This is a genomic window from Burkholderia sp. Ax-1724, from assembly GCF_011752995.1.
GTDB lineage: Bacteria > Pseudomonadota > Gammaproteobacteria > Burkholderiales > Burkholderiaceae > Paraburkholderia.
The window spans coordinates 132,023-152,226 of sequence record NZ_VWWL01000016.1 but is presented as its reverse complement, the minus strand read 5'-3'; the positions used below and the strand labels follow the sequence as shown (position 1 = coordinate 152,226).

Here is a 20,204-nt window from a genome sequence, read left to right as displayed (position 1 = left end):
TTGCCTAACCGGCGGGCGCAATGAGGAGGCGCAATGAGCCGGCTGCTTGAAGTATTGGCAACTTCGTGCACGCAGCGGCGGTGCCTTGCGGCGGGTTCGAACAGTCGGGGATTGGCCGCGAGTGCGGCACGTTCAGGCTCGGGGCGTTGCTTGAGCCGAAGAGGGTGTTGCCTGAGGTGAAGCGCAGGAAGCGCAGCGGCAGGAGCCCGCGGATTTTCCGCCAGGCTCGTTGCCGCCGCGTGAGGAACCCGCTTACTTGATGGCCTGGATTTCGTCGGCGATCTGCTTCATTTGCGGGGTCTTCTCGTACTTCGTCCACACCGGCTGCATCGCCTTCACGAAAGCTGCGCGGTCGATCTGCGAAGCGGGGATGATCGTCGCGCCGCCCTTCGTGACCGTCTTCTGCGCATCGGCTTCACGCGCGGTCCACAGCTTCTGGTAGTAAGGCACCGAGTCGGCCGCCGCTTTCTTGATGATCTGCTGTTCCTGCGGGCTCAGCGTGTCCCACACCTTTTTCGAGAACACCAGCACTTCCGGCGTCATCGAATGCTGGGTTTCGGAGTAGATGGTCGCGACTTCGTAGTGCTTGCCTTCTTCATACGTCGGCAGGTTGTTTTCCGCGCCGTCGACGAGGCCGGTCTTCAGGCCCGTATAGACTTCGGCGGTCGGCATCGGCGTCGGGATGCCGCCCATTGCCTTGATTTCGTCGACCATCAGGTCCGACGGCTGCACGCGCACCTTCACGCCCTTCATGTCGGCCGGCGACTTGATCGGCTTCTTCGCGTACATCGAGCGTGCGCCGCTTTCATAGAACGTCAGCGCGATCATGCCTTTCGCCGTGAACGCGTCGAGAATCTTCTGGCCTTCCGGACCGTACATCACCTTGCGGAATTGGTCGATGTCGCGGAACAGGAACGGCAGCGACGGGATCATCGATTCCGGCACGATTTCGTTGAACGCCGCGCCGTTCGCGCGCGTCATGTCGAGTGCGCCGATGCGGACCTGGTCGATCGTGTCGTTTTCGGAGCCGAGCGAGCTATTGCCGAAGACCTTCACCGAATCCTTGCCGTTGGTCGCCTTGCTGATTTCCTCGCCCATGAACTTCACGGCCATGTTGGTCGGATAGGTATCGCCATGGACGTCGGCCACACGAAACACGCGCGCTTGTGCCGAACCCATGCTGAACGCCAGCGCCGCGGCTGCGACGATCATCGAAACACGGGAAGAGGCAAACTTCTTGTTCATCGTGACATTCCTTAAGAAATAGATCACTCAGCGGATCGCGGATACCGCCGGGTGGTGTGGGGTACGTCGTACGGCCCGCAAGGCGGGTGGCATTTTTGCGGGCCGCACGGTCGCCTTCATCGAGGGCGAATGCTTTAAACCGGGTTCGATACGCTGACAGGCAAAGGCGCGGCGGCGGCTCAAATGTTGTACGACAACGTACAAATTTTATAAAACTCGTTTGAGCTGCACATTTAGTGTTTACCCGCTAGGTAGATGTAAAGGAGATGACGAATCTGTCAGAAAGACAAATTCGATCGCGGGTTTTGGGGACTGGAATCGAGGGTGACGGGTGTGCGGGGCGATGCTGTAGTTGGGGAGGTGGGGGGAGCGGGCTTGATTGAAATAGAGTTGTACGACGACAAACGTTTATCGCCTGGCGCCTCACTTCGCGATAAACGTATCGATCCGTTTAACGAGGGTGATCCAGGCCCTGTCGAATAAAGCGGAAGCAGACAAAAAGTAAACCAGAAGTTGAACGTTAGGCCACGCGGCAGTCACGACCCGATAATGACGGTTGCCGAACCTCACGGGCGTTGACAGCTTTGTAATATACATAAATAATGAGACGCATTATCATTTCGGGCGTGATGCTCGCTCATCCCGTAACAATGTGACAGGCTCGCACCGCGATTCCGCCCACTCTTCGTTGATCGCTGCCTTCATCAAGCACTACGAAGATCTCGTCAGCCATGTACGGCGTCGCTTTGGCGATCGAGCGTTCGCCTGCGATGTGGTTCAGGATGTCGGTGTCCAGCTTCTCCAGCGGCCTCCTGAAGCCGCCGTCCATGCGCCACTCGCGTTTTTGCGGCATATGTCTATCCATCGGGCGATCGATCGATGGAGAGGGGATGAGGCGCATGCAAGTCACACGGAATCGACGGGTGTGGTTGTTCCCGATACGCGCTCGGACGATAACGACGGAGAGCAGGCCCTGAGTTACCAGCAGACCGTGCAGGAGCTCGAGCAGATCATCAATGCCTTGCCCGAGCGATGCCGCGAGGTGTTCATCCTCCACAAACTGCACGATTTATCGCAGGAAGAAGTGGCGGCACAATTGCGGATGTCGCGTAACATGGTGGCCAAACATATGGCCCGTGCGATGACGGCCCTTACTCCGATCCTGCAGAACACTCTGCATACCTAGACGGCAAATGCCGATGTTGCCTGAGCCTTCCCGTAGTCACGATTCGACATCCCTTCAAGACGGCTCGCTCGATCCCTTCAAGGACGCGTTGCGCGCGCGTTATCCGCTTGACGCGGTGGTGCGCCGGGCGGCTCGCCGCCGAACAATACGGCGCGTTACCGGCAGTACGATGCTGTCTGCGGCGGCGGTCGCTGCAGTCTGGTTCGCCGATCCGCCTTACCGTGTCGATACGCTGCAGACCGCCGTAGGCGAGCACCGTGACTGGTTGCTTGCGGACGGTAGCCGGCTTGCGCTCAATACGGGTTCGTCCGTGCGTGCCGAATGGCATATCCGGTCGCGCCGTGTGCAGATCGATCGTGGAGAGGCATCGATTGAAGTCGCGCATTCCTTGTTCCGCCCGCTGGTGACCTACGCAGGTGATGTCGTGATTCACGACGTCGGGACGACGTTCGCTGTACGGCGCGATGCTGCCAGCGTGCAGGTTGGCGTGGTGTCCGGTTCGGTCGCCGTCGCCACAGGCGCGCAAGCTCCCGTCGACCTTAAGCCCGATCAGGCCGTTACCGTTGCCGCTGGTCATATAGGTGCACGCCAGTCGTTCGATCCCAATCAGGCGTTGGGCTGGCGCGATGGGCGCCTGGCGTTCGACGGAACGCCATTAAGCGTCGCCGTTGCGGAAATGCGCCGTTATCGGCAGGCGCCAATCGAACTCGATCCTCGCGCGGCAAACCTGCGTGTATCTGGCCAGTTCAATACCGCCAACATCGACGCGCTGCTGGATATGTTGCCCCACGTGCTGCCGCTGAAGGTAAAGCGTGACGCCAGTGGTGCGGCCATGATCGCGCATCGCTAGTCACCCACCCTGCCTCAAAAATATTTTCTTCGGGACGTCAACAAAACCATCCGCCGATCCGGCAACCCTTGTGAGAGTCATCGATTTATATCGATTCAAACGAGGAGTGGTGGTATGGAGATTCATGGGCGCCATGCTGGTTTGGGGCGCATCGCGTGCGTAGCGGTTGCGAGTAGCTGTCTGTCGGCCGCAGCGTGGGGGCAGGGTGGGGACCTGGCATCATTCGACATTCCTGCGCAGCGACTTGACCGCGCGCTGAATGCGTTTGCGCGGCAGTCCAATGCGCAACTGCTGTTTTCGACGGCCAGCGCCGAGCAGGCGACGAGCCATGCCGTGAAAGGCAGGATGACCGCCTCCGCAGCGCTAGACCAGTTGTTAGCGGGCTCCGGAATGCGCGCTCAAGCGACAGGCGCGAACACGTTCACAGTGGAGCGTGCAGCGCCCGCATCGCCAGAATCCGATTCGAGTGCGAGCCGTTCGGCGGAGCCGGCAGAGCTCTCGGCCATCGCTATTTCAGCAGATCGGACCCATAGCGACCTCGTTCGTCCTACGCGACAGATCACGGTCATTGACCGCGACGAACTGCGCGATCTGCAAACCGGCTCGAACAATCTGGCGACGGTATTGAGCAAGGCTGTGCCCGGCATGGCCGATTCGAGCCATACGATCACCGACTACGGCCAAACCCTGCGTGGCAGAAATATCCTCGTGCTGGTCGATGGCGTGCCGCTGAACACCAATCGCGATTCCGCCCGCAATCTGGCAAACGTCGATCCGAACAACATCGAGAAAGTCGAAGTCCTGCGTGGCAGCAGCGCGGTCTACGGCGCGGGCGCGACAGGTGGCATTGTGTCGTTCACGACGCGGCAGCCCGGTGGTGAGCCTCGCGCCGAGACGACGTTTTCCATGACGTCGCCGCTTTCCCATTTGGGGAGTAGCGGCCTTGGCGGCACCGTCCAGCAGTATTTCGCGGGCAGTCACGGCCCCGTCGAATATGAGTTCAACGTCGACGCGCAGCACATCGGCAGCTCATACGACGCGCGCGGTCATCGCATTGCGCCGGAGCCCAGTCAGGGCGATCTGTTCGACTCGAACGTCTATAACGTCGAAGGCAAACTCGGATTTCGCATCGACGCGAACCAGCGCATCGTGTTTTCGGCGAGCCACTTCGACGCGAAGCAGGACACCGATTACGCAAGCGATCCATCGGTCGCGAAGCTGACACCCGGCACGGTTGCCGCTCGCGCAAAAGATGGACTCCAGCTCGACGACCAGAACCGCATCCGCAACACGCAGCTCAACCTGCAGTACAGCAACAAGGATGTGCTGGGCAGCGCGGTCGCGGCGCAGATCTATTATCGGGACTACTACACACGTTTTGCACCGTTCGACGCGCGTGCCGTTGCAACGCGTGGGAGCAATATCGACCAGGTCATGCAGGATTCGAAGGTATTCGGTAGCCGTCTGACGATCACGACGCCGCTCGATCGCGCCGGCCGCACGAAGATCCAGTGGGGCGCCGATTTCAACCAGGAGCGCAGCGACATGCCGGACGATATTTTCTCGCCCACGGCATACGACGCCAGTGGCGGTCTGGTCTATCGCAAGACCGGAACGCTCATGTATCTTCCGCCGCTCACGACGACCAGCGTCGGCGGATTCGCGCAGCTGCAACACAAGTTCAACGAAAAATGGTCGGCGGAAGGCGGTGTGCGCTACGAGCATGCAAGCGGGAGCTTCGATAGTTTCGTGCCGCTTTCGCAATTGCGGCTGGCGAACAGGTACATGGTGCCGGGCGGATCGACCGATTACGGCGCGTGGTTGTTTAATGCGGGCGTTGCCTATGCGCCCATTCCGGGCCAGGAAGTCTATGCGGCGTTCAGTCAGGGCTTCCAGTTGCCGGACGTCGGCCTGCAATTGCGCAATGCAACCGCAGGTTTCGATATTCACTCGTCGAGCCTTGAGCCTGTTAAAACCAATAACTATGAGATCGGCTGGCGCGGCAGCCTCGGCAAAAACACGGACGGCACCATCGCATTGTTCTACACGACGTCCGAGCTTGGCGATGTGCAGAGCTTTAACAACGGTTTGATTCTCACGCGAACGGCCGAGCGCATTTCCGGCGTCGAAGCGACGCTCGACTACGTGAGCGACGATGACAAGTGGGGCGCAGGCGGCACGCTGACCTACATTCAAGGCCGCGAGCGTCCGCAGAACAGCGCGAATTTTCAGGACATGACGGGCTACCGGATTCCGCCGCTCAAGCTGACCGCGTATCTCGAGTACCGGCCGTCTTCTCGCTGGAGCAATCGCCTGCAGGCGACGTTCTACGCGGCCCGCGACTACCGGCTCAACGGCAAGACCAGCTTCGGGCGCATGGATGTGAGCAGTTATACGACCGTCGATCTGATCTCGCGCTATCAGGTCACGAAAAAGGATCGCGTGACGGTCGGCGTCGAAAACCTGCTGAACCGTTATTACTTCCCGCAATACAGCCAGCTCATGCGCAACAGCAACAACACGAGCCGCCTGCCTGCCGCAGGCGCCGTGATGACGGCCAGCTATACCCATCGCTGGTAAGGGTGCGCGGCGTTCTTCGGGGCGCCGTGCGCGTTCGTTAGTTAATGAGACGCAATCTCATTAACTGTTGAAAACATCCTCATCAAGGAGGGAGTGATGATCGGCAGAAATATCGTCGATTGCGTTGGTGGCACGCCGCTTGTGCGGCTCGATCGCCTGTACGCCCAGCATGAAGCCGAAGTGTTCGCAAAGCTGGAAATGCTGAATCCGGCGGGCAGCATCAAGGACCGCCCGGCCCGCTATATCGTCGAACGCGGACTGGCCGACGGCACGATCGCGCCCGGCGCTCACATCATCGAAAGCTCGTCGGGAAATCTTGCGATCGCGCTGGCGATGGTGTGCCGGGTGAAAGGCCTGCGTTTTACCTCGGTCGTCGATCCGAAGATTTCGCCGACGAACCTGAAGATTCTGCGCTGCTACGGCGCGGGCATCGAGCAGGTCAACCGCAAGGACAGTCAGGGTGGTTACCTCGAAACCCGCATTGCGCGCGTGCAGGAGATGCTTGCTGGGGACACGAGTGCTGTGTGGATCAATCAGTACGGCAATCCGCGCAACTGGGAGAGCCATTTCCACGGAGAGGGCGATGAGATCGCCCGTGCGCTCGAACAACCGGCCGACGTGCTCGTGCTGGGCGTCAGCACATCGGGCACGGTACTCGGCATCGCGCGACGGCTCAGGCGTGCGTGGCCGGAACTGAAGGTCGTGGCGGTGGACGCGGTCGGCTCGGTCCTGTTTGGCGCGAAACCTGGCCCGCGTGAGCTGCCTGGCATTGGTGCGAGTCGCGTTCCCGAGCTGCTCTGTCTGGACGATATCGACGAAGTCGAGCATGTCGATGACTACGACGCGGCGCTCGGCTGCCGGCGTCTGCTCGAACATGAAGGCATTTTCGCGGGCGGGTCGTCGGGCGCCGTTGTCGTCGCGATTGACCGCCTGCTGGCGCGCGCAGCGCGTCCACTTCGCGTGGTCACGCTGCTGCCCGATCGCGGGGAGCGCTATCTCGACAGCGTGTACGACGACGGCTGGCTGGCGCGCGTTGCCGCAGCGCGCGCTGCGCAAACGCAGCCTGAAACATCGTCACTTTCAACTTCCCTTCTCGAAGAGGTTCACTGATATGACCCAACCGGCTCATTCCGGCCTTCTCTATCTCGGCCGTCAGGATCTGATCGCCCTCGGTGGCAACCGATCACAACCTTATGTCGACGCCATTGCCGATGGACTGGCCTTGCACGCGCGACGCGCCTTCGTTCAGCCGTTGAAGCCGTATCTGCGCTGGGCGGGTGCGGATCACATCGCGGATCGGATCATCGCGATGCCGTGCTATGTGGGCGGCAACGATCCGATCGCCGGCCTGAAGTGGATCGGCAGCCGGCAGCACAATCCGTCTCGCTTCGGGCTTGAGCGCGCCAGCGCAGTCATCGTCCTGAACGATGCCGATACGAACTATCCGGTCGCGATCATGGAAGGCGGACTGATCAGCGGGATGCGCACGGCCGCGATCAGCGCGGTAGCAACGCGCCATCTCGCGCGTGCCGGCTTCACTGACGTCGCGTGCGTCGGCTGCGGCCCGATCGCGAAGATGCAGATGCAGACACTGCTCGAACAATTCGCCAGCATTCGACGCATTCATCTGTTCGATTTGTCGCGCGACGCGATGCGTGCCTTCAGCCGTGAGTTGAGCGAGCGCTATCCGCAGGTCGCCTTTGAAGAGATGGCGAGCGCCGAACTCGCGGTGCGCGCATCCGATGTGATCGTGACCTGCACGGTCACGGACACGCCCTATCTCGAGTACGCGTGGCTCAAGCGCGGCGCGTTTGTTTGCAACGTCTCGATCATGGACGTGCAGAAGGAGGTCTATGAAAAAGCGGACAAGGTGATCGTCGACGACTGGGATCAGTCGAATCGCGAGAAAAAGATCATCAATCAACTGGTGCTCGAAGGGCGGTTCAGTCGTGAACAACTGCATGCCGAACTCGGTGAAATTGTGATCGGCGAACGCCCGGGGCGCGAGAACGACGACGAAATCATCCTGCTCAACCCCATGGGGATGGCGTTGGACGACATGGTTTGCGCGCGTCATTTTTATCGGCTTGCAACTGAGCAGGGCGTGGGCATTCGGCTGCCGCTGCTATGACATACGCCGAAAACGTGGTCGATTGCAGAATGGCATGCGTCGATCCGCTCGCACACGGCAGTGTCGAACGACTGCTCTCCCAGGATCTGCTCGACGCGCTGTGGCTGGAGGATCTGTACGGCATGCGCGCCCGCACCCGCTGGATTGGCGGCGCCGCCGACACTGCGCTCGTATTGTCGCTCGGTCGTGGCCTCGAACTTATGTGGCGAGGCACGCGGCTAAATGGCGTGCGGCCTTTGAGGATCGCGCGATCGGGGCCTGGAGTGCAATTGGCGAGTGAGGCCGGTCGAAAGGTTTTGAACGTCACACAGACACTCGAAGCACTGCAACGAGCGGACTGGTGGCTTGCGTACAGCCACCGTCTGGCGGAGTTGCTGGCGCTTGCAGCGCGTCAGATCGAGAAAACGTTTGCTGCACAGGCGCGATGGTTGGCGGATATCGACGCAACGCCGCACAGCCTGATGGCCTGGGAGGCGATTTGCTGTCTGCGCGACCGGCCCTTTCATCCGCTTGCACGCGCAAAATTGTGGCCCGGCAGCCCAGGCGATGCCTTCGAGGTCGAGGCTGGCGAGATCGCGCTGCACTGGGTCGCCGTGCCGCGAAACGTGCTGTGGTGTTCGGGTGAGCCGGCATTGGAGTGGGACGACCACCAGCCAATCGCCGGAGCAGTGCTGGATGCAGATGCATTTGCCGTGCTTGCAGAACGTGCCGCCTTGCTCGGTATCGATCCGGCTGCGCTATGGATGCCCGTTCATCCGTGGCAGTGGGGGGAGATCCGGGCGAAGCATCCGCAGCTCGCTGCGCAATGCGTCGATCTCGGCGAAGGATGCGGAACCGTGAGGCCGACCGCTTCGTTGCGTGCGCTCGGCATCGGATCGGGCGAACGGTTGCACCTGAAGCTTTCTCTGGGTGTTCAGGCGCTCGGCGCATCGCGCGTGATGCCACCGAGATATCTTCACAACGCAGTGCTTGCCGAGCTTTGCCTGCGCGAGCTTTGTATTCGTGACAAGTGGTTAGGTGAGCATCTTGAACTGTGCGATGAGCGCGCGTGGTGGGCGCTCGGCAACGACAGTATGCTGATTGCCGGGCAGGGAGAGCTGGCGTGCATGCTGCGTCGCTATCCCGACGCTGACGGCTGGCTGTTGCCGATGGCCGCCTGCGCTGCGTCGACGAGCGATGCACATCTTCCCGCGTTTGCCGTGTTATGTCATGCGAATGGAACAACAGGAAAAGCGGATCTGGAATACGCGTGGAGGATGTTCGAGCGTATCGTGCACCTCTTGATCGAACTCGGTCTGCGCTGCTTTGCGCACGGTGTCATGCCTGAGTTGCACGGCCAGAATGTGCTGTTGCGCGTTGGGGAAAATGGGCCATGCAAGATCGTGCTGCGCGACCACGATACGTTGCGGATTTGCCCTGCGGTCATGATCGAAGCGGGTGTGGAGGTGCCTGACTATGTGATCGATCGAAGCACGCCTAATACCCTGATTCTCGAATCGCGGGACGCCTTGCTCGCCTATTTCCAGACCCTCGCGGTCGAAGTCAATCTGTACGCGATCATTGCCGCAATCGCTGATTGTTTCGATGGCGACGAGGCTACGGGTTGGGGCATTGTCGATCGTACGCTGCACGAGGTGCTAGAGCGTGTCTTCGCCACGAGCCCGACGCGCGATTACGTGGCGCGTCTGCTTTTCGACGCACAGCATTGGCCGTTCAAGCAACTGCTTGAACCTCTCGCGGCGCGTGCGGCGCTGGGCACGGGGATGCCCAGTGGAATGGGCGCAATCGGCAATCCACTGCTATCCCGCCGACCGGCGCAACCAGCGAGGGTTCCGTAATGCGTCGTGCGAACCTTGCCGTCGCCATGCTGATCGTGTGCCAGGGCGTGATCACGCTAGGCCTGATGGTGCTGGTGCCCATCATGCCGTTCTATCTCCACGGTCTGAGCGGCGGCTCCAGCGCCGATGCAGCACGCTGGACGAGCATTGCGTTAGCGGCCCCGGGCGTTGGCGCGTTGCTTTGCGCACCTTACGCAGTGCGCTGGTGCGAGCGATTCGGGTATAGGCGGGCACTTCTTTTTGCCCTCGCGCTGTTCGTCGTGAGCATGACGACGATGGCGATATCACGCGACGTCGTGATGTTCGTGGGCGGGCGCCTGCTGCAAGGCGCGAGCACGGTGGGCGTCATCATTACGGCTTTCATCACGCGTGTCAGTGACCCCGCTGCCCAGGGGCGATCGCTTGGCTGGCAGGAGTCCGCTGTAGCGGCGGGCGCTCTTGCTGGTCCCGTTCTTGGAGGCGTGCTGCAGGACCACTGGTCGGTGCGCCCATTGCTACTAGGCGTAGCACTCTGCACGGGCGCCGCATTGCTGCTGCTGGCATTCGCGTTGCGTGAACCCAGCCAGAGAAACGCGGAGCGCGTAGGGGCGGCGGAAACGCCTGGAACGACATTGCTCGCCGATCCTGTCCTGCTTCGTTGGGTTCTCGCAGGCGCATTGACGCAAGCCGGCGCATTCGCGCTCGTGAACGTGTTCGCTCTGTTTGTCGATGAACGCATGGCGGGTGCCAGCTTTCTCGCCAGCAAGATCGGCGTTTTGCATGCGCTTGGCTGGGCCGCCACGCTCGTTGCGGGGCCGTGGTGGGGGGCGCGCAACGACCGTGGGGACCCCGCACGTCACTTCGTCGCTGCGGCGCTGTCGTGCGCGATCGTCCTTGCGCTGATGCCGTTCGCTTCCCGTTTGTGGCAGATCGGCGTTCTGCGCATCGTGCAGGGCGCCAGCTACGCCGCGCTGGCCCAATCAGTTCTGCTGCTTTGCTGCCGCAGTGTGCCGTCTGCAATGCGAAGCCGCATCACGGTGGTCTCCAAAAGCGCCATGGTGCTCGGACAGTTGCTCGGACCGATTGCCGTTCTCGTTTTTCTTCCTTGTGTCGGCGCTTCCGCGACGCTCTGGCTGACCGCATCCATGTTCATCGCCGCAGCGGTAGTCGCGCGTAGCGCGCCGGCGGCCCATCCCATCTCCGTTTCCGATTCGAGGTAAGACTTATGCTGTTTTCCTCTCCGAGATCCGTTTCGCTGACGCGAAATGCTGCGCTGCAGGTGTCCCACGCTTCCCATGCAACGCATCGTGTCGACGAACCTCACAGTGCCGAAAGCGTTCTGTCTGCGCTTGATCGAAGGTTGCTCGAACAATACTTCAACACGTATTGCCGGGAAACCGGCCAGTTCGACCCGCGCGTTTCACCCGATGCAGACCGGGAGCTCGCCGACGATGTCTGCGCCGTCGTGCAAAGCTGGCGCGATGCAGGTTTGGACGTGGCGACGATTGCCTTTCCCGGTGACGGCAGCCGCCTTTATGTCGCGCTCGACTATTTTTCCCTCATTGGATTCCATCGAGTAGGGCGCTACGCCATCGTGGAATTGCCGGACGGCTCCGGTCATGTCCAGTTCGATGGCATCGAGGCGCTGATTGTACGCATCGCGCAGTCGCTTGCCCGCGGGCTTGCGATCAGCCCCGACTGGATCGCACGCTTCACGACGCTGATGCAAAACAGCGTGGATCGCGTGCGCTACTACCACACGCAGACCCCAGACCTTGGCTTATCGGCGTTCGTGCGCGCGGAACAGTCGCTCCGCTTCGGGCATGTATTCCATGTGACGTCGAAAGCATCGGATGGCTTTGCCGAGCGCGACATGCAGGCGTTCGCGCCAGAACTCGGGGCATCGTTCCGTTTGCATTACTTCGCGGTGGCGACGAACTGCCTGGATACGCGCTCGATTGACGGCACACGTCCGCCGATCGATCCGGAAGCGATGCACGCCGCGGCTGCGTTGCTGGGTGACAGCGAATATCGCCTGCTTCCTTGTCATCCGTGGCAAGCCGAATACCTGTTGCAACAGGAAACAATCCAGAAATTGCTCGCACGTCGCGATCTGATCTCGCTCGGGCCGCTAGGTGAAGTGGTCTGGCCGACGTCATCGGTTAGAACGGTATGGTTGCCCGTGCAACGACGATTCCTGAAGCTTCCGCTCAATGTACGGATAACGAATTTTATTCGCAACAATCCTCCAGTACAGGTCGTTCGCGCGTTGGATGCGAGTCTCTACATTGCCTCGTTGCCGTCCAGCGATCGCGCTTCCGATGCGTTCGAGGTTCTGCTCGACGGTGCGAGCGCGTCACTCGAGACGACGGATGATGCCCTGAAGGCGAGTTCGGCGGTCCTCTATCGGGATGGCATGAGCGATGAAGTGGGCGACTATGCCCAGGTGCTGGCGACGGTGATGGAGGAGCCGGCAGAAGGCGAATCATCGCTTGCCATGCTGCTCGAAGAAGCACTCGGGACGGCGCCTGGCGATCAACCCCTCGTCGCCTGGTGGGCACGCTATCTGAATGTCACGCTTATGCCATTGCTTCGGTTGTTCGCGCGCTACGGCGTCAGCCTTGAGGCACATCTGCAAAATACGATGGTCGCGTTTCAGGACGGATGGCCGGTGCGCGGCTATGTTCGCGACATGGAAGGGGCGAGCATCAGCCGCGCGCGATGCCTGCGCCCGCTCAACCTGCCCGACGACAGTCCAGCGCTATACCGCGATGAGGATGCGTGGCATCGCTTCCTGTACTACGTGCTGGTCAATCACATCGGGCACGTGATTGCGGGCGTGGCACGGGCGGGCTATGGCGACGAAGCAATGCTCTGGAGCTTGACCGCCGACATCTGGTCGCGTGATCCAGAGCCCGCAGTCACCGCATTGCTGCGTGACGTCCGTGGCCGGACTTCGCTTCCCGCCAAGGCGAACATGATGAGCTGTTTTGGCCGGCATGGCGAATTACCGGCGTGGGTCGAGATTCCCAATCCGCTGGCGACCGTGGAGGTATCCGTATGAAATTCGCTGCATTCGAAGCGCTGTTCGAAAGCGCTGCCTATCAGGAAGCGGGAGAACGCGTCGTCCGCCAATTGCTTGAGGCGCTACTGTTCGAAGGTGCGCTGCCCGACACGGCGTGGTCCGGCGAAACGTTGTCGATTTCGGCGACCACCAGCAGCGGCGAAGCGGTGTTCTATCGTTGCAAGGCGCAACGAACCGCGTCGTTCGGCAGAGTCCGGATTGTTTCGCCGGTGAGCCGGGACCACAACGGGGTGATGACGAAAGCGGATGACGTCGCGCGCGTTGTCGCGGAACTGGGACCGCAACTCGGTGCCGATCCGGTACGCCTCTCGCAATTCGCTGCGGAGTTGTCGGCTACACATATCAAGGATGCGCAGACCCGGATGGCGCAGTCAGGAAAACTGCTTCGCACGGGGAGCTACGATGAGATCGAATCCGCGCTAATCGGCGCGCATCCCTACCATCCGGGATACAAATCGAGAGTCGGCTTCACACTCGACGACAACGAACGTTACGCGCCCGAATGTTCTTCCGGCGTCGCGCCGGTACTCCTGGCTGTGCATTCGGATCATTGCCGTTCGAACGTCAGCCGGGACGTGGCGGGACGCGATGCCCAGCAGCTTCTTTCGCCGGAGGAACAAGCGGCGTTCAACGTGCAGCTTGCTCAACGCGGCCTGAATCCCGCGCATTACGTGCCGCTGCCGGTACATCCCTGGCAATGGAGCGCCATTGCGGAAACGGTCTGCCATTCCGCGTTCTCGCGTCGCGAACTGGTGCCCATTGGACCACTTGCCGGACGATACCGGCCGCAGCAGTCGATCCGGACGCTGGCGAACGTCAATCGGCTCGATGCGCCATCGTTGAAACTGGCGATGAATCTCGTCAATACGTCGACCTCGCGGGTGCTTGCGCCGCATACCGTCTGCAACGCTGCGCCGATCAGCGACTGGCTTGACGATCTCGTCGCGCGAACCGACTGGAGCGAGCCACTCGCGCGGCCCGTGATACTCAAGGAAATTGTAGGCGTCGCCTATGTGCCGACGGTTCCCGTCGCGGGGCTTTATGGTGCGCTAGGCTGTATCTGGCGCGAGAGCGTGCATCGCCATGTGCGGGCCAACGAATCGGCGTTGCCAATGACTGCGCTTACGCATATCGACGCCGATGGCCGGCCGCTGATCGCCGACTGGATCGCGCAACATGGCGCGCGAGTCTGGGTCCGTCGACTGGTGGAGCGGGCCTGGCTGCCTGTGCTCCATCTGCTTTGGCGCAATGGCACTGCGCTTGAATCGCATGCGCAAAACATGGTGCTTCTGCAGATGGACGGCCTGCCGGTGCGCGTTGCGCTGAAAGATTTCCACGACGGCGTACGCTATTCGAAGCAATGGCTTTCCGTGCCGCCGCCGTCTTTGTATGCTCCGCCAGCGGAACACGCTCGCGTCAATCCGAATTCGTTCATCGAGACGGACGATGCCAATGAACTGCGCGATTTCACCTGCGACGCGCTCTTCTTCGTCAATCTCGCAGAGATTGCGTGGTTCTTCTCCTGCCACTTCAATCTGGACGAAACCGAATTCTGGGCAATCGTGGCTCGTGCGATTGGCGACTATCAAAGTCAGCATCCCGATCTCGCAGACCGTTTTTCGTTGTTTGACTGTCTGGCGCCGGAGATGGAGGTCGAGTTGCTCGCAAGTCGCCGCTTTCTACCGGAGATCCGTCTGCGAACACGCGCGACCGCAAATCCGCTTGCCCAGCTGGAGTTCGCATGAGATCAATCGCCGAGGCATCAAGATCACTAAAAGAGCGCATTGGAGATGCCGGCACGCCGCCGTTGGTTGGACTGTTTTGCTCAACTCCCGCATCGCTATCGGTTGAGCTGATCGCCGCCGCGGGATTTGATTTCACCGTGATCGATCTTGAGCACACGCTGATCGACGGTTCGACGCTTAACGCAATGCTCCTCGCCGCCCGTGCAAGCGGCATCGCTGCGCTCGTGCGTGTCGTCGCGCCACATCAAGTCGTTCAGGTTCTGGACGCTGGCGCGCAAGGCATCGTCGTTCCGCGTGTGCGAACGGCGCATGAGGCTCGGCTTGCCGTCAGGTCCGCTTATCACGCGCCATTGGGATATCGCGGCTTGAATTCGACCGCCACAAACGGTTTCGGCCGTGACGATCTCGCGCAATCGGTGCTGCAGGCATCGAACGATACGCTGGTCGTCGCGATGATCGAAGACCGCACAGGACTCGATTCGCTCGATGACATTGCCTCGATCGACGGGATCGATGTTCTGCTCGGCGGCGCTGCGGACCTGTCACAGGATTTGGGTATCCCGTGGCAGACTGGACACGCGGAGATACGGTCGGCGCTCGCGCGAATCGAGGCGACGGCCCGCAAGCATGGCAAGGCCTTCTGTGCACTTCCGCGCAACGCCGACGAAATTGCCACGGTACATCGTTGCGGCACTCGCCTGCTGATCGCTGGCGACGATCGCGGTATCGCGCGGCGAGCGATGGTCGAGCAACTGCATGCCTGCAAGATTTTCAAGGGATTCGGGAATGAATCGAACTTTGGTTGAGCGCTATCTGGCTGGCGTAGCATCGCCGGTGTGCGCTTATCTTTACGATCTGGATCATCTGCGGACGCGCACTGCCGGGCTCGTCGAATTGCTTCCGCGCAATTGTGAGTTGTTTTATGCCATCAAAGCCAATAGCGATGCTGAGGTTTTGCGCTCGCTCGATGGCATCGTTGCGGGCTACGAGGTCGCCTCACTCGGCGAGGTGACGCGTGCCCGGGAAGTTGGCCCTCACGCGCGAATCGTTTTTGGCGGCCCAGGAAAAACCGACTCGGAGCTCGAGGGCGGGCTGGCGCGCGGCGTGGAGCTGTTTCACGTCGAGAGCCAACTGCAATTGCTGCGCCTCAATGCCGTGGCGGCGCAAATGGGGCGAAGCGCGCGCGTGCTCCTGCGGGTCAACCCGAACGCGCTGACTGTCGATCCGGATAGCAAACGGCCGACGGGTACATTGACGATGGGCGGCCAGCCAACTCAGTTTGGCATCGAGGAAAACGAATTACCTCGAGTGATTGCGATTGCAAACACGCTTGCGGCGGTGGAGGTTGTGGGCTTGCACATACACGCGCTCTCAAACAATCTGGATGCGCAGTCGCATCTTGCTTTGATGGCCCATTACATGACGCTCGCACGCCGGTTACAGCGCGAATGTGGTCTGAGGCTGGAGACGCTTAACGTCGGAGGAGGAATCGGCGTCAATTATGTCGACCCCGACAGCGGTTTCGACTGGAGCGCATTCTGCGCCGGACTCGGTGCTTTGCTGACCGATTTCGACAAGGGTTGCCGGATTGTGTTCGAGTGCGGGCGTTTCATTGCCGCAGATTGTGGCTACTACGTAACAGAAGTCGTCGACCTCAAAAGTAATCACGGAAAGAACTTCGCGATCCTGCGTGGTGGCACCCACCATTTTCGTCTGCCTTCGTCGTGGCAGCACAATCATCCCTTTTCAATCGTGCCCAACGAGACGTGGCCGTATGCGTTCGGGAGACCATCGCTTGAGTGTGCGGCAGTGACGCTGTGCGGAGAGTTGTGCACCCCAAAAGATGTTCTTGCGCGCGAAGTCGAGGTTGGGCGTTTGCGAGTGGGTGATCGCGTCGTGTTCAGACTGGCAGGCGCATATGGATGGCATATATCGCATCACGATTTCCTGAGCCATCCGCATCCAGAGCGAAGGTTTTTCGATGTGGTGAGGAACGCTGACGCCCGCGCAGGGACGTTGACATGAAACTTGCGACCGTCGGAATCGAATTCATCGATCCAGAGAGAATTCTGCGCAATGAGGAACACAGCGCGGCACATGCCGAGGAACTTGCGAATGCAATGAAATACAGCGGTCTTTGGCGCGTGCCGATCCTTCTTGAAAAAGAAAGCCTTGCCGTAATGGACGGTCATCATCGTCTCGCGGCAGCGCGTTCACTCGGTCTAATCAGGGTTCCTGTTTTACGGCTTGACTACCAGCATGTCGAGGTAGTGGCGACGCGAGAGGGATTCACGGTGACGCCGGACGAGATTGTGATGCGTGCTCGTCAAGGGAACCTCTACCCGGAGAAGACCACACGTCATATGTTTTCGTCCCCAATACCAAACTGCAATATCTCTTTGGTCCTGTGCCGAGGGCGGGTGCCAGGCATGCCTGAAATCCGGTAACCGCACTCGGAATTCACTTTTATGGTGTGGTTGCGGTTATCGTCCCGACCGCGACCGCCACTTTTCGATGGTCCTCCTGGGTTTTTTGAACTCAAGGCGCGAGGACATGTCGATCATGGCGCGTATCCGAGGACGAATGAGCACGGATCTGCAGCTTTCGAGGCGATGCTGCAACCACGCTCCGAGTTCGTTGCGTCAGCTATGCATGTGGTCAAACAGCTAAGATCACCATTCCTGTGGTCACTGTGTTGTGAAGAGCGTGTACCAAAAACGTCGCCAAAAACGGCCTGCCTCTTCGTGAGTCTTCGATCACGAACACCGAACCCAGCACCAACCCTACACAGAACGTTAGGCTTATGTATAAAACACTGTAACTATGCGCGAGAAAAAAATTGCTGAAGCGAGGACTGCGAAGCCTGCTCGGACCCGCGCCTTTCTTAAGATCGGAATACAAAGCCACTGAAGCACCACTGTTTCCAGCAGAGGCGCGACGATGCATTCAGGAACGGTGACTTTGACAGGATCGTGCCGAGTAAGGGTTGGCCCCCCTTAAACCCTCCCGGGGTAAAGCAAGCCTAACGTAATCGGAGGCACAGACGCGATATAAGTTAATAGCAAGGCAAGTGGAATCAGTCTTGCTATGGACAGCCTTCTTATCCATTCCTTCAGTTTGCAAAGACTTGCATTCCTCGATGCACATATTTACCAGTAAGAACGCCGCCGCCCAAGACCCTGAATGGCAACAGTGCGAGATGATTTTCATCAAAAAACGAGGCCCGATGCCGTAGCCCCTGCGGCTGCAGAACGTTGCATTCGACCTGGCAAGAAACGAAATGGCCTGGGCGGTACAAGCTGATGAGTTGTCTCAACTCCTCGTCGCTCGCATGTCCGCAACCGACGTATCGCACCTTGCCTGAATCTACGAGCCTTTTCGTTGCATCGATAACTTCATCAAGAGGCGATAGGTCGCGATACGAATGCAGTTGATAGAGATCAATGCGGTCGGTTTTGAGACGTCGCAAGCTATCTTCAGCCAATTTAACTATGAACTCAGCGACTGCCCCGGTCCGAGGTCCTCGACGGCGCGCGACTTTGTCGCGATTATCACCTCGTCACGACAATTCTGCCGCGCCGTCCCTTTCATTCTCTAGTGATTCACAGGCGCATGGTCTCCTTTCGTGTACGCCGTGCCGATCTCCCATGGCTAAAAATAAGCCGGTGAGGGCTGAAAACGTCTTCATTGTTCCGGGGTGGACGTCCTGTGTGCTGATAATTCTGGCGAGTGGGGTGTCGCCGGTGATCAACCGGTCCGAGATCCTTGCGCTACTGATCGGCGCGAAACTGCGGCGTGCGGTTCCGTCTGCATCCCTTCGTCTTCTTCATCATGCGGTTCACGTTTCTGCCAGCTGTTGAGCTCACCGTTCGGCCCTTATTGCGGCAAAGTCCACTTTCAAAGGGTAAACGATAGGTTCTTGCCTTATTGACTCAAGACGAATTGCTGATACTATCAATTCATCAGCATACTGATCAATTATCTAGGCAAGTCGATGACACTCAAATTCGCGGCAAATCTTGACGATCTGAACCCGGACGAGCCTTACGCAGCAACGGTCGACAAGGAGCAGATCGCCCTGTACCTCGTAGATGGCGAGGTCTATGCGACGCACAACGTGTGCACGCATCAGTTCGCGCTGCTTAGTGACGGTTTCCTCGAGGACGGATGCGTTGAGTGTCCGCTTCATCAGGGGAAATTCGATGTGAAGACCGGCGCCGCGCTTTGTGCGCCGGTGAGCGCTCCGCTCAGGACTTACAAGGTCCACGTGGAAGGCGGTGCGGTGATGGTTGAACTCTGAGCGCCATACCTTTTTGACTACGTCAGGAATCCGAAAGTGGAAACGATTTTGATCGTCGGCGCCGGACAGGCAGGCGGCCGTGCAGCCGAGACGTTGAGGGCGCATGGCTTCGAGGGATCGGTCCTGCTCGTCGGTGATGAACAGCATAGGCCGTACGAGCGGCCTGTATTGTCAAAGACGGTACTGACGGCAGTGGACGATAACGAATGCTTCGACGCGTGGCTACATTCGAGCGACTTCTACGCCACCAGAAAGATCGACTGGATCGCAGACGGTGTCGAAAGACTGGACGTGACACACCGCACTGCGATGCTCAGAAGCGGGCGAAGCATCAGCTTCGACAAGTGCCTGTTGACTACAGGCGGTCGCGCGCGCCACCTGCCCGGCACGCCGGACAGTCGCCATGTATTCACGCTGCGTACGCTGCCGGATGCGATGCGGGTGCGGCAGCGCATGGCCGGTGCTAGTTCGGTGGCCGTCATCGGCGGCGGCTTCCTTGGGCTTGAGTTCGCAGCAAGCGCAAGGGCGCGCGGAATCGATGTCACCGTGGTTGAAGCGGGGGAGCAGATACTGGGCCGCGCGTTGCCGCACGAATTCTCGGAGCGTTTGCGCGCCAGGCACGAACAGAACGGCGTGAAGTTCATGCTGGGCGCAAGGCTGGTTGCCTCCGTGGAGCATGCGTCGGGGGTAGCGCTGACGTTTGCCGACCATGCACCGCAGCGGTTCGATTTCGTGGTGGTTGCCATTGGGCAGCAGCCGAATGAAGAGCTCGCCAAAGCGTCTGGTCTGGAAACGGGCAACGGCATACACGTTGATGCGCATTGCCGGACGTCGGGCGCCGGTGTCTATGCCGCGGGTGATTGTGCAAATTTCCCATTTGGCGCGTCCGGAAGACGTCTGCGTCTCGAATCATGGCAGAACGCGCAAGACCAGGCGATCGTTGCCGCGCGCAACATGCTGGGAGAGTCGATCGAATATCGGCCAAACCCCTGGTTCTGGACAGATCAGTATGACTGGAACGTACAGATGCTAGGAATGCTCGACAGCCCAATAGAACAATGGATCGAGCGCCGGGTATCGAGCGACAGGGTTCTGCTGATGGGGCTGAGCAACAACGTCATTGTGTACGCGCTCGCAGTCAATAGCGGTGGCGAACTGCGTGCAATTCGCCGTCTCGTTGAGGAGGCGATTCAGGTCGACCCCGAGGCCCTCGCGGACCTGAACGTCAAGTTGCGGCAACTTGAACGAAAAGCTCACTCATAACG

At 59.9% G+C, this 20,204-nt stretch carries 15 protein-coding genes and 2 pseudogenes; 15 read left to right on the top strand and 2 right to left on the bottom strand.

The annotated features are described in order from the left end of the window. Positions 1–77 precede the first annotated feature (77 nt). Positions 78–260 (top strand): annotated as a pseudogene (locus tag F3J19_RS32695) (hypothetical protein); the annotation flags it as partial. On the opposite strand, the gene F3J19_RS19955 reads toward F3J19_RS32695, so the two are convergent. Next, positions 253–1,245, bottom strand: a complete 993-nt coding sequence (locus F3J19_RS19955; protein WP_167044819.1) for a TRAP transporter substrate-binding protein — start codon at positions 1,243–1,245, stop codon at positions 253–255. The pseudogene F3J19_RS32695 and the gene F3J19_RS19955 overlap by 8 nt on opposite strands. Before the next feature lie 652 nt (positions 1,246–1,897). Here F3J19_RS19955 and F3J19_RS19950 point away from each other — a divergent pair. The 12 genes from F3J19_RS19950 to F3J19_RS19895 all read left to right on the top strand — a co-directional run bounded on the left by F3J19_RS19950 (position 1,898) and on the right by F3J19_RS19895 (position 17,086). Beyond that, positions 1,898–2,431 carry an RNA polymerase sigma factor gene (locus tag F3J19_RS19950; RefSeq protein WP_167044920.1) on the top strand — a complete coding sequence of 178 codons (534 nt, stop codon included), beginning with the start codon at positions 1,898–1,900 and terminating at the stop codon, positions 2,429–2,431. Positions 2,432–2,444: 13 nt separating this feature from the next. Further along, entirely contained in the window at positions 2,445–3,281 is an 837-nt protein-coding gene (locus tag F3J19_RS19945; protein ID WP_205193036.1) for a FecR domain-containing protein, read from the top strand. Between the two features lie 114 nt (positions 3,282–3,395). Next, positions 3,396–5,861 (top strand): TonB-dependent receptor, encoded by a 2,466-nt coding sequence (locus F3J19_RS19940; protein WP_167044814.1) that lies wholly within the window; start codon positions 3,396–3,398, stop codon positions 5,859–5,861. Between the two features lie 96 nt (positions 5,862–5,957). Further along, positions 5,958–6,971: a 2,3-diaminopropionate biosynthesis protein SbnA gene (sbnA, locus tag F3J19_RS19935; RefSeq protein ID WP_167044811.1), complete on the top strand. Its 1,014-nt coding sequence runs from the start codon at positions 5,958–5,960 to the stop codon at positions 6,969–6,971. A 1-nt stretch (position 6,972) separates the two neighbouring features. Beyond that, the gene (sbnB, locus tag F3J19_RS19930; protein WP_167044918.1) at positions 6,973–7,992 is read left to right on the top strand and encodes a 2,3-diaminopropionate biosynthesis protein SbnB; all 1,020 of its coding nucleotides are present in this window, start codon (positions 6,973–6,975) and stop codon (positions 7,990–7,992) included. Between the two features lie 29 nt (positions 7,993–8,021). Beyond that, the gene (locus F3J19_RS19925; RefSeq protein ID WP_167044808.1) at positions 8,022–9,830 is read left to right on the top strand and encodes an IucA/IucC family protein; all 1,809 of its coding nucleotides are present in this window, start codon (positions 8,022–8,024) and stop codon (positions 9,828–9,830) included. Next, positions 9,830–11,029: an MFS transporter gene (locus F3J19_RS19920; RefSeq protein WP_167044805.1), complete on the top strand. Its 1,200-nt coding sequence runs from the start codon at positions 9,830–9,832 to the stop codon at positions 11,027–11,029. Before F3J19_RS19925 ends, F3J19_RS19920 begins: the two co-directional genes overlap by 1 nt. A 5-nt stretch (positions 11,030–11,034) precedes the next feature. After that, positions 11,035–12,873, top strand: coding sequence for an IucA/IucC family protein (locus tag F3J19_RS19915; RefSeq protein WP_167044802.1), 1,839 nt, complete (start codon positions 11,035–11,037; stop codon positions 12,871–12,873). Further along, on the top strand, positions 12,870–14,639 hold the full coding sequence (locus F3J19_RS19910) for an IucA/IucC family siderophore biosynthesis protein (RefSeq protein ID WP_167044799.1): 1,770 nt from the start codon (positions 12,870–12,872) through the stop codon (positions 14,637–14,639). Before F3J19_RS19915 ends, F3J19_RS19910 begins: the two co-directional genes overlap by 4 nt. Continuing rightward, positions 14,636–15,445, top strand: coding sequence for an aldolase/citrate lyase family protein (locus tag F3J19_RS19905; protein WP_167044796.1), 810 nt, complete (start codon positions 14,636–14,638; stop codon positions 15,443–15,445). Before F3J19_RS19910 ends, F3J19_RS19905 begins: the two co-directional genes overlap by 4 nt. Beyond that, on the top strand, positions 15,426–16,664 hold the full coding sequence (locus F3J19_RS19900; RefSeq protein WP_167044793.1) for a type III PLP-dependent enzyme: 1,239 nt from the start codon (positions 15,426–15,428) through the stop codon (positions 16,662–16,664). The genes F3J19_RS19905 and F3J19_RS19900 overlap by 20 nt, the downstream gene beginning before the upstream one ends. Next, entirely contained in the window at positions 16,661–17,086 is a 426-nt protein-coding gene (locus F3J19_RS19895; RefSeq protein WP_167044790.1) for a ParB N-terminal domain-containing protein, read from the top strand. Before F3J19_RS19900 ends, F3J19_RS19895 begins: the two co-directional genes overlap by 4 nt. A gap of 665 nt (positions 17,087–17,751) precedes the next feature. Here the strand turns inward: F3J19_RS19895 and F3J19_RS19890 are convergent. After that, positions 17,752–18,150 (bottom strand): annotated as a pseudogene (locus F3J19_RS19890) (aldo/keto reductase); the annotation flags it as partial. Positions 18,151–18,633: 483 nt separating this feature from the next. Here F3J19_RS19890 and F3J19_RS19885 point away from each other — a divergent pair. Next, positions 18,634–18,939, top strand: coding sequence for a non-heme iron oxygenase ferredoxin subunit (locus tag F3J19_RS19885; protein ID WP_028197862.1), 306 nt, complete (start codon positions 18,634–18,636; stop codon positions 18,937–18,939). 36 nt (positions 18,940–18,975) lie between these two features. Continuing rightward, a complete protein-coding gene (locus F3J19_RS19880; RefSeq protein ID WP_167044784.1) occupies positions 18,976–20,202 on the top strand; it encodes an FAD-dependent oxidoreductase in 1,227 nt (408 codons plus the stop codon). The last annotated feature ends 2 nt before the right edge of the window (positions 20,203–20,204 follow it).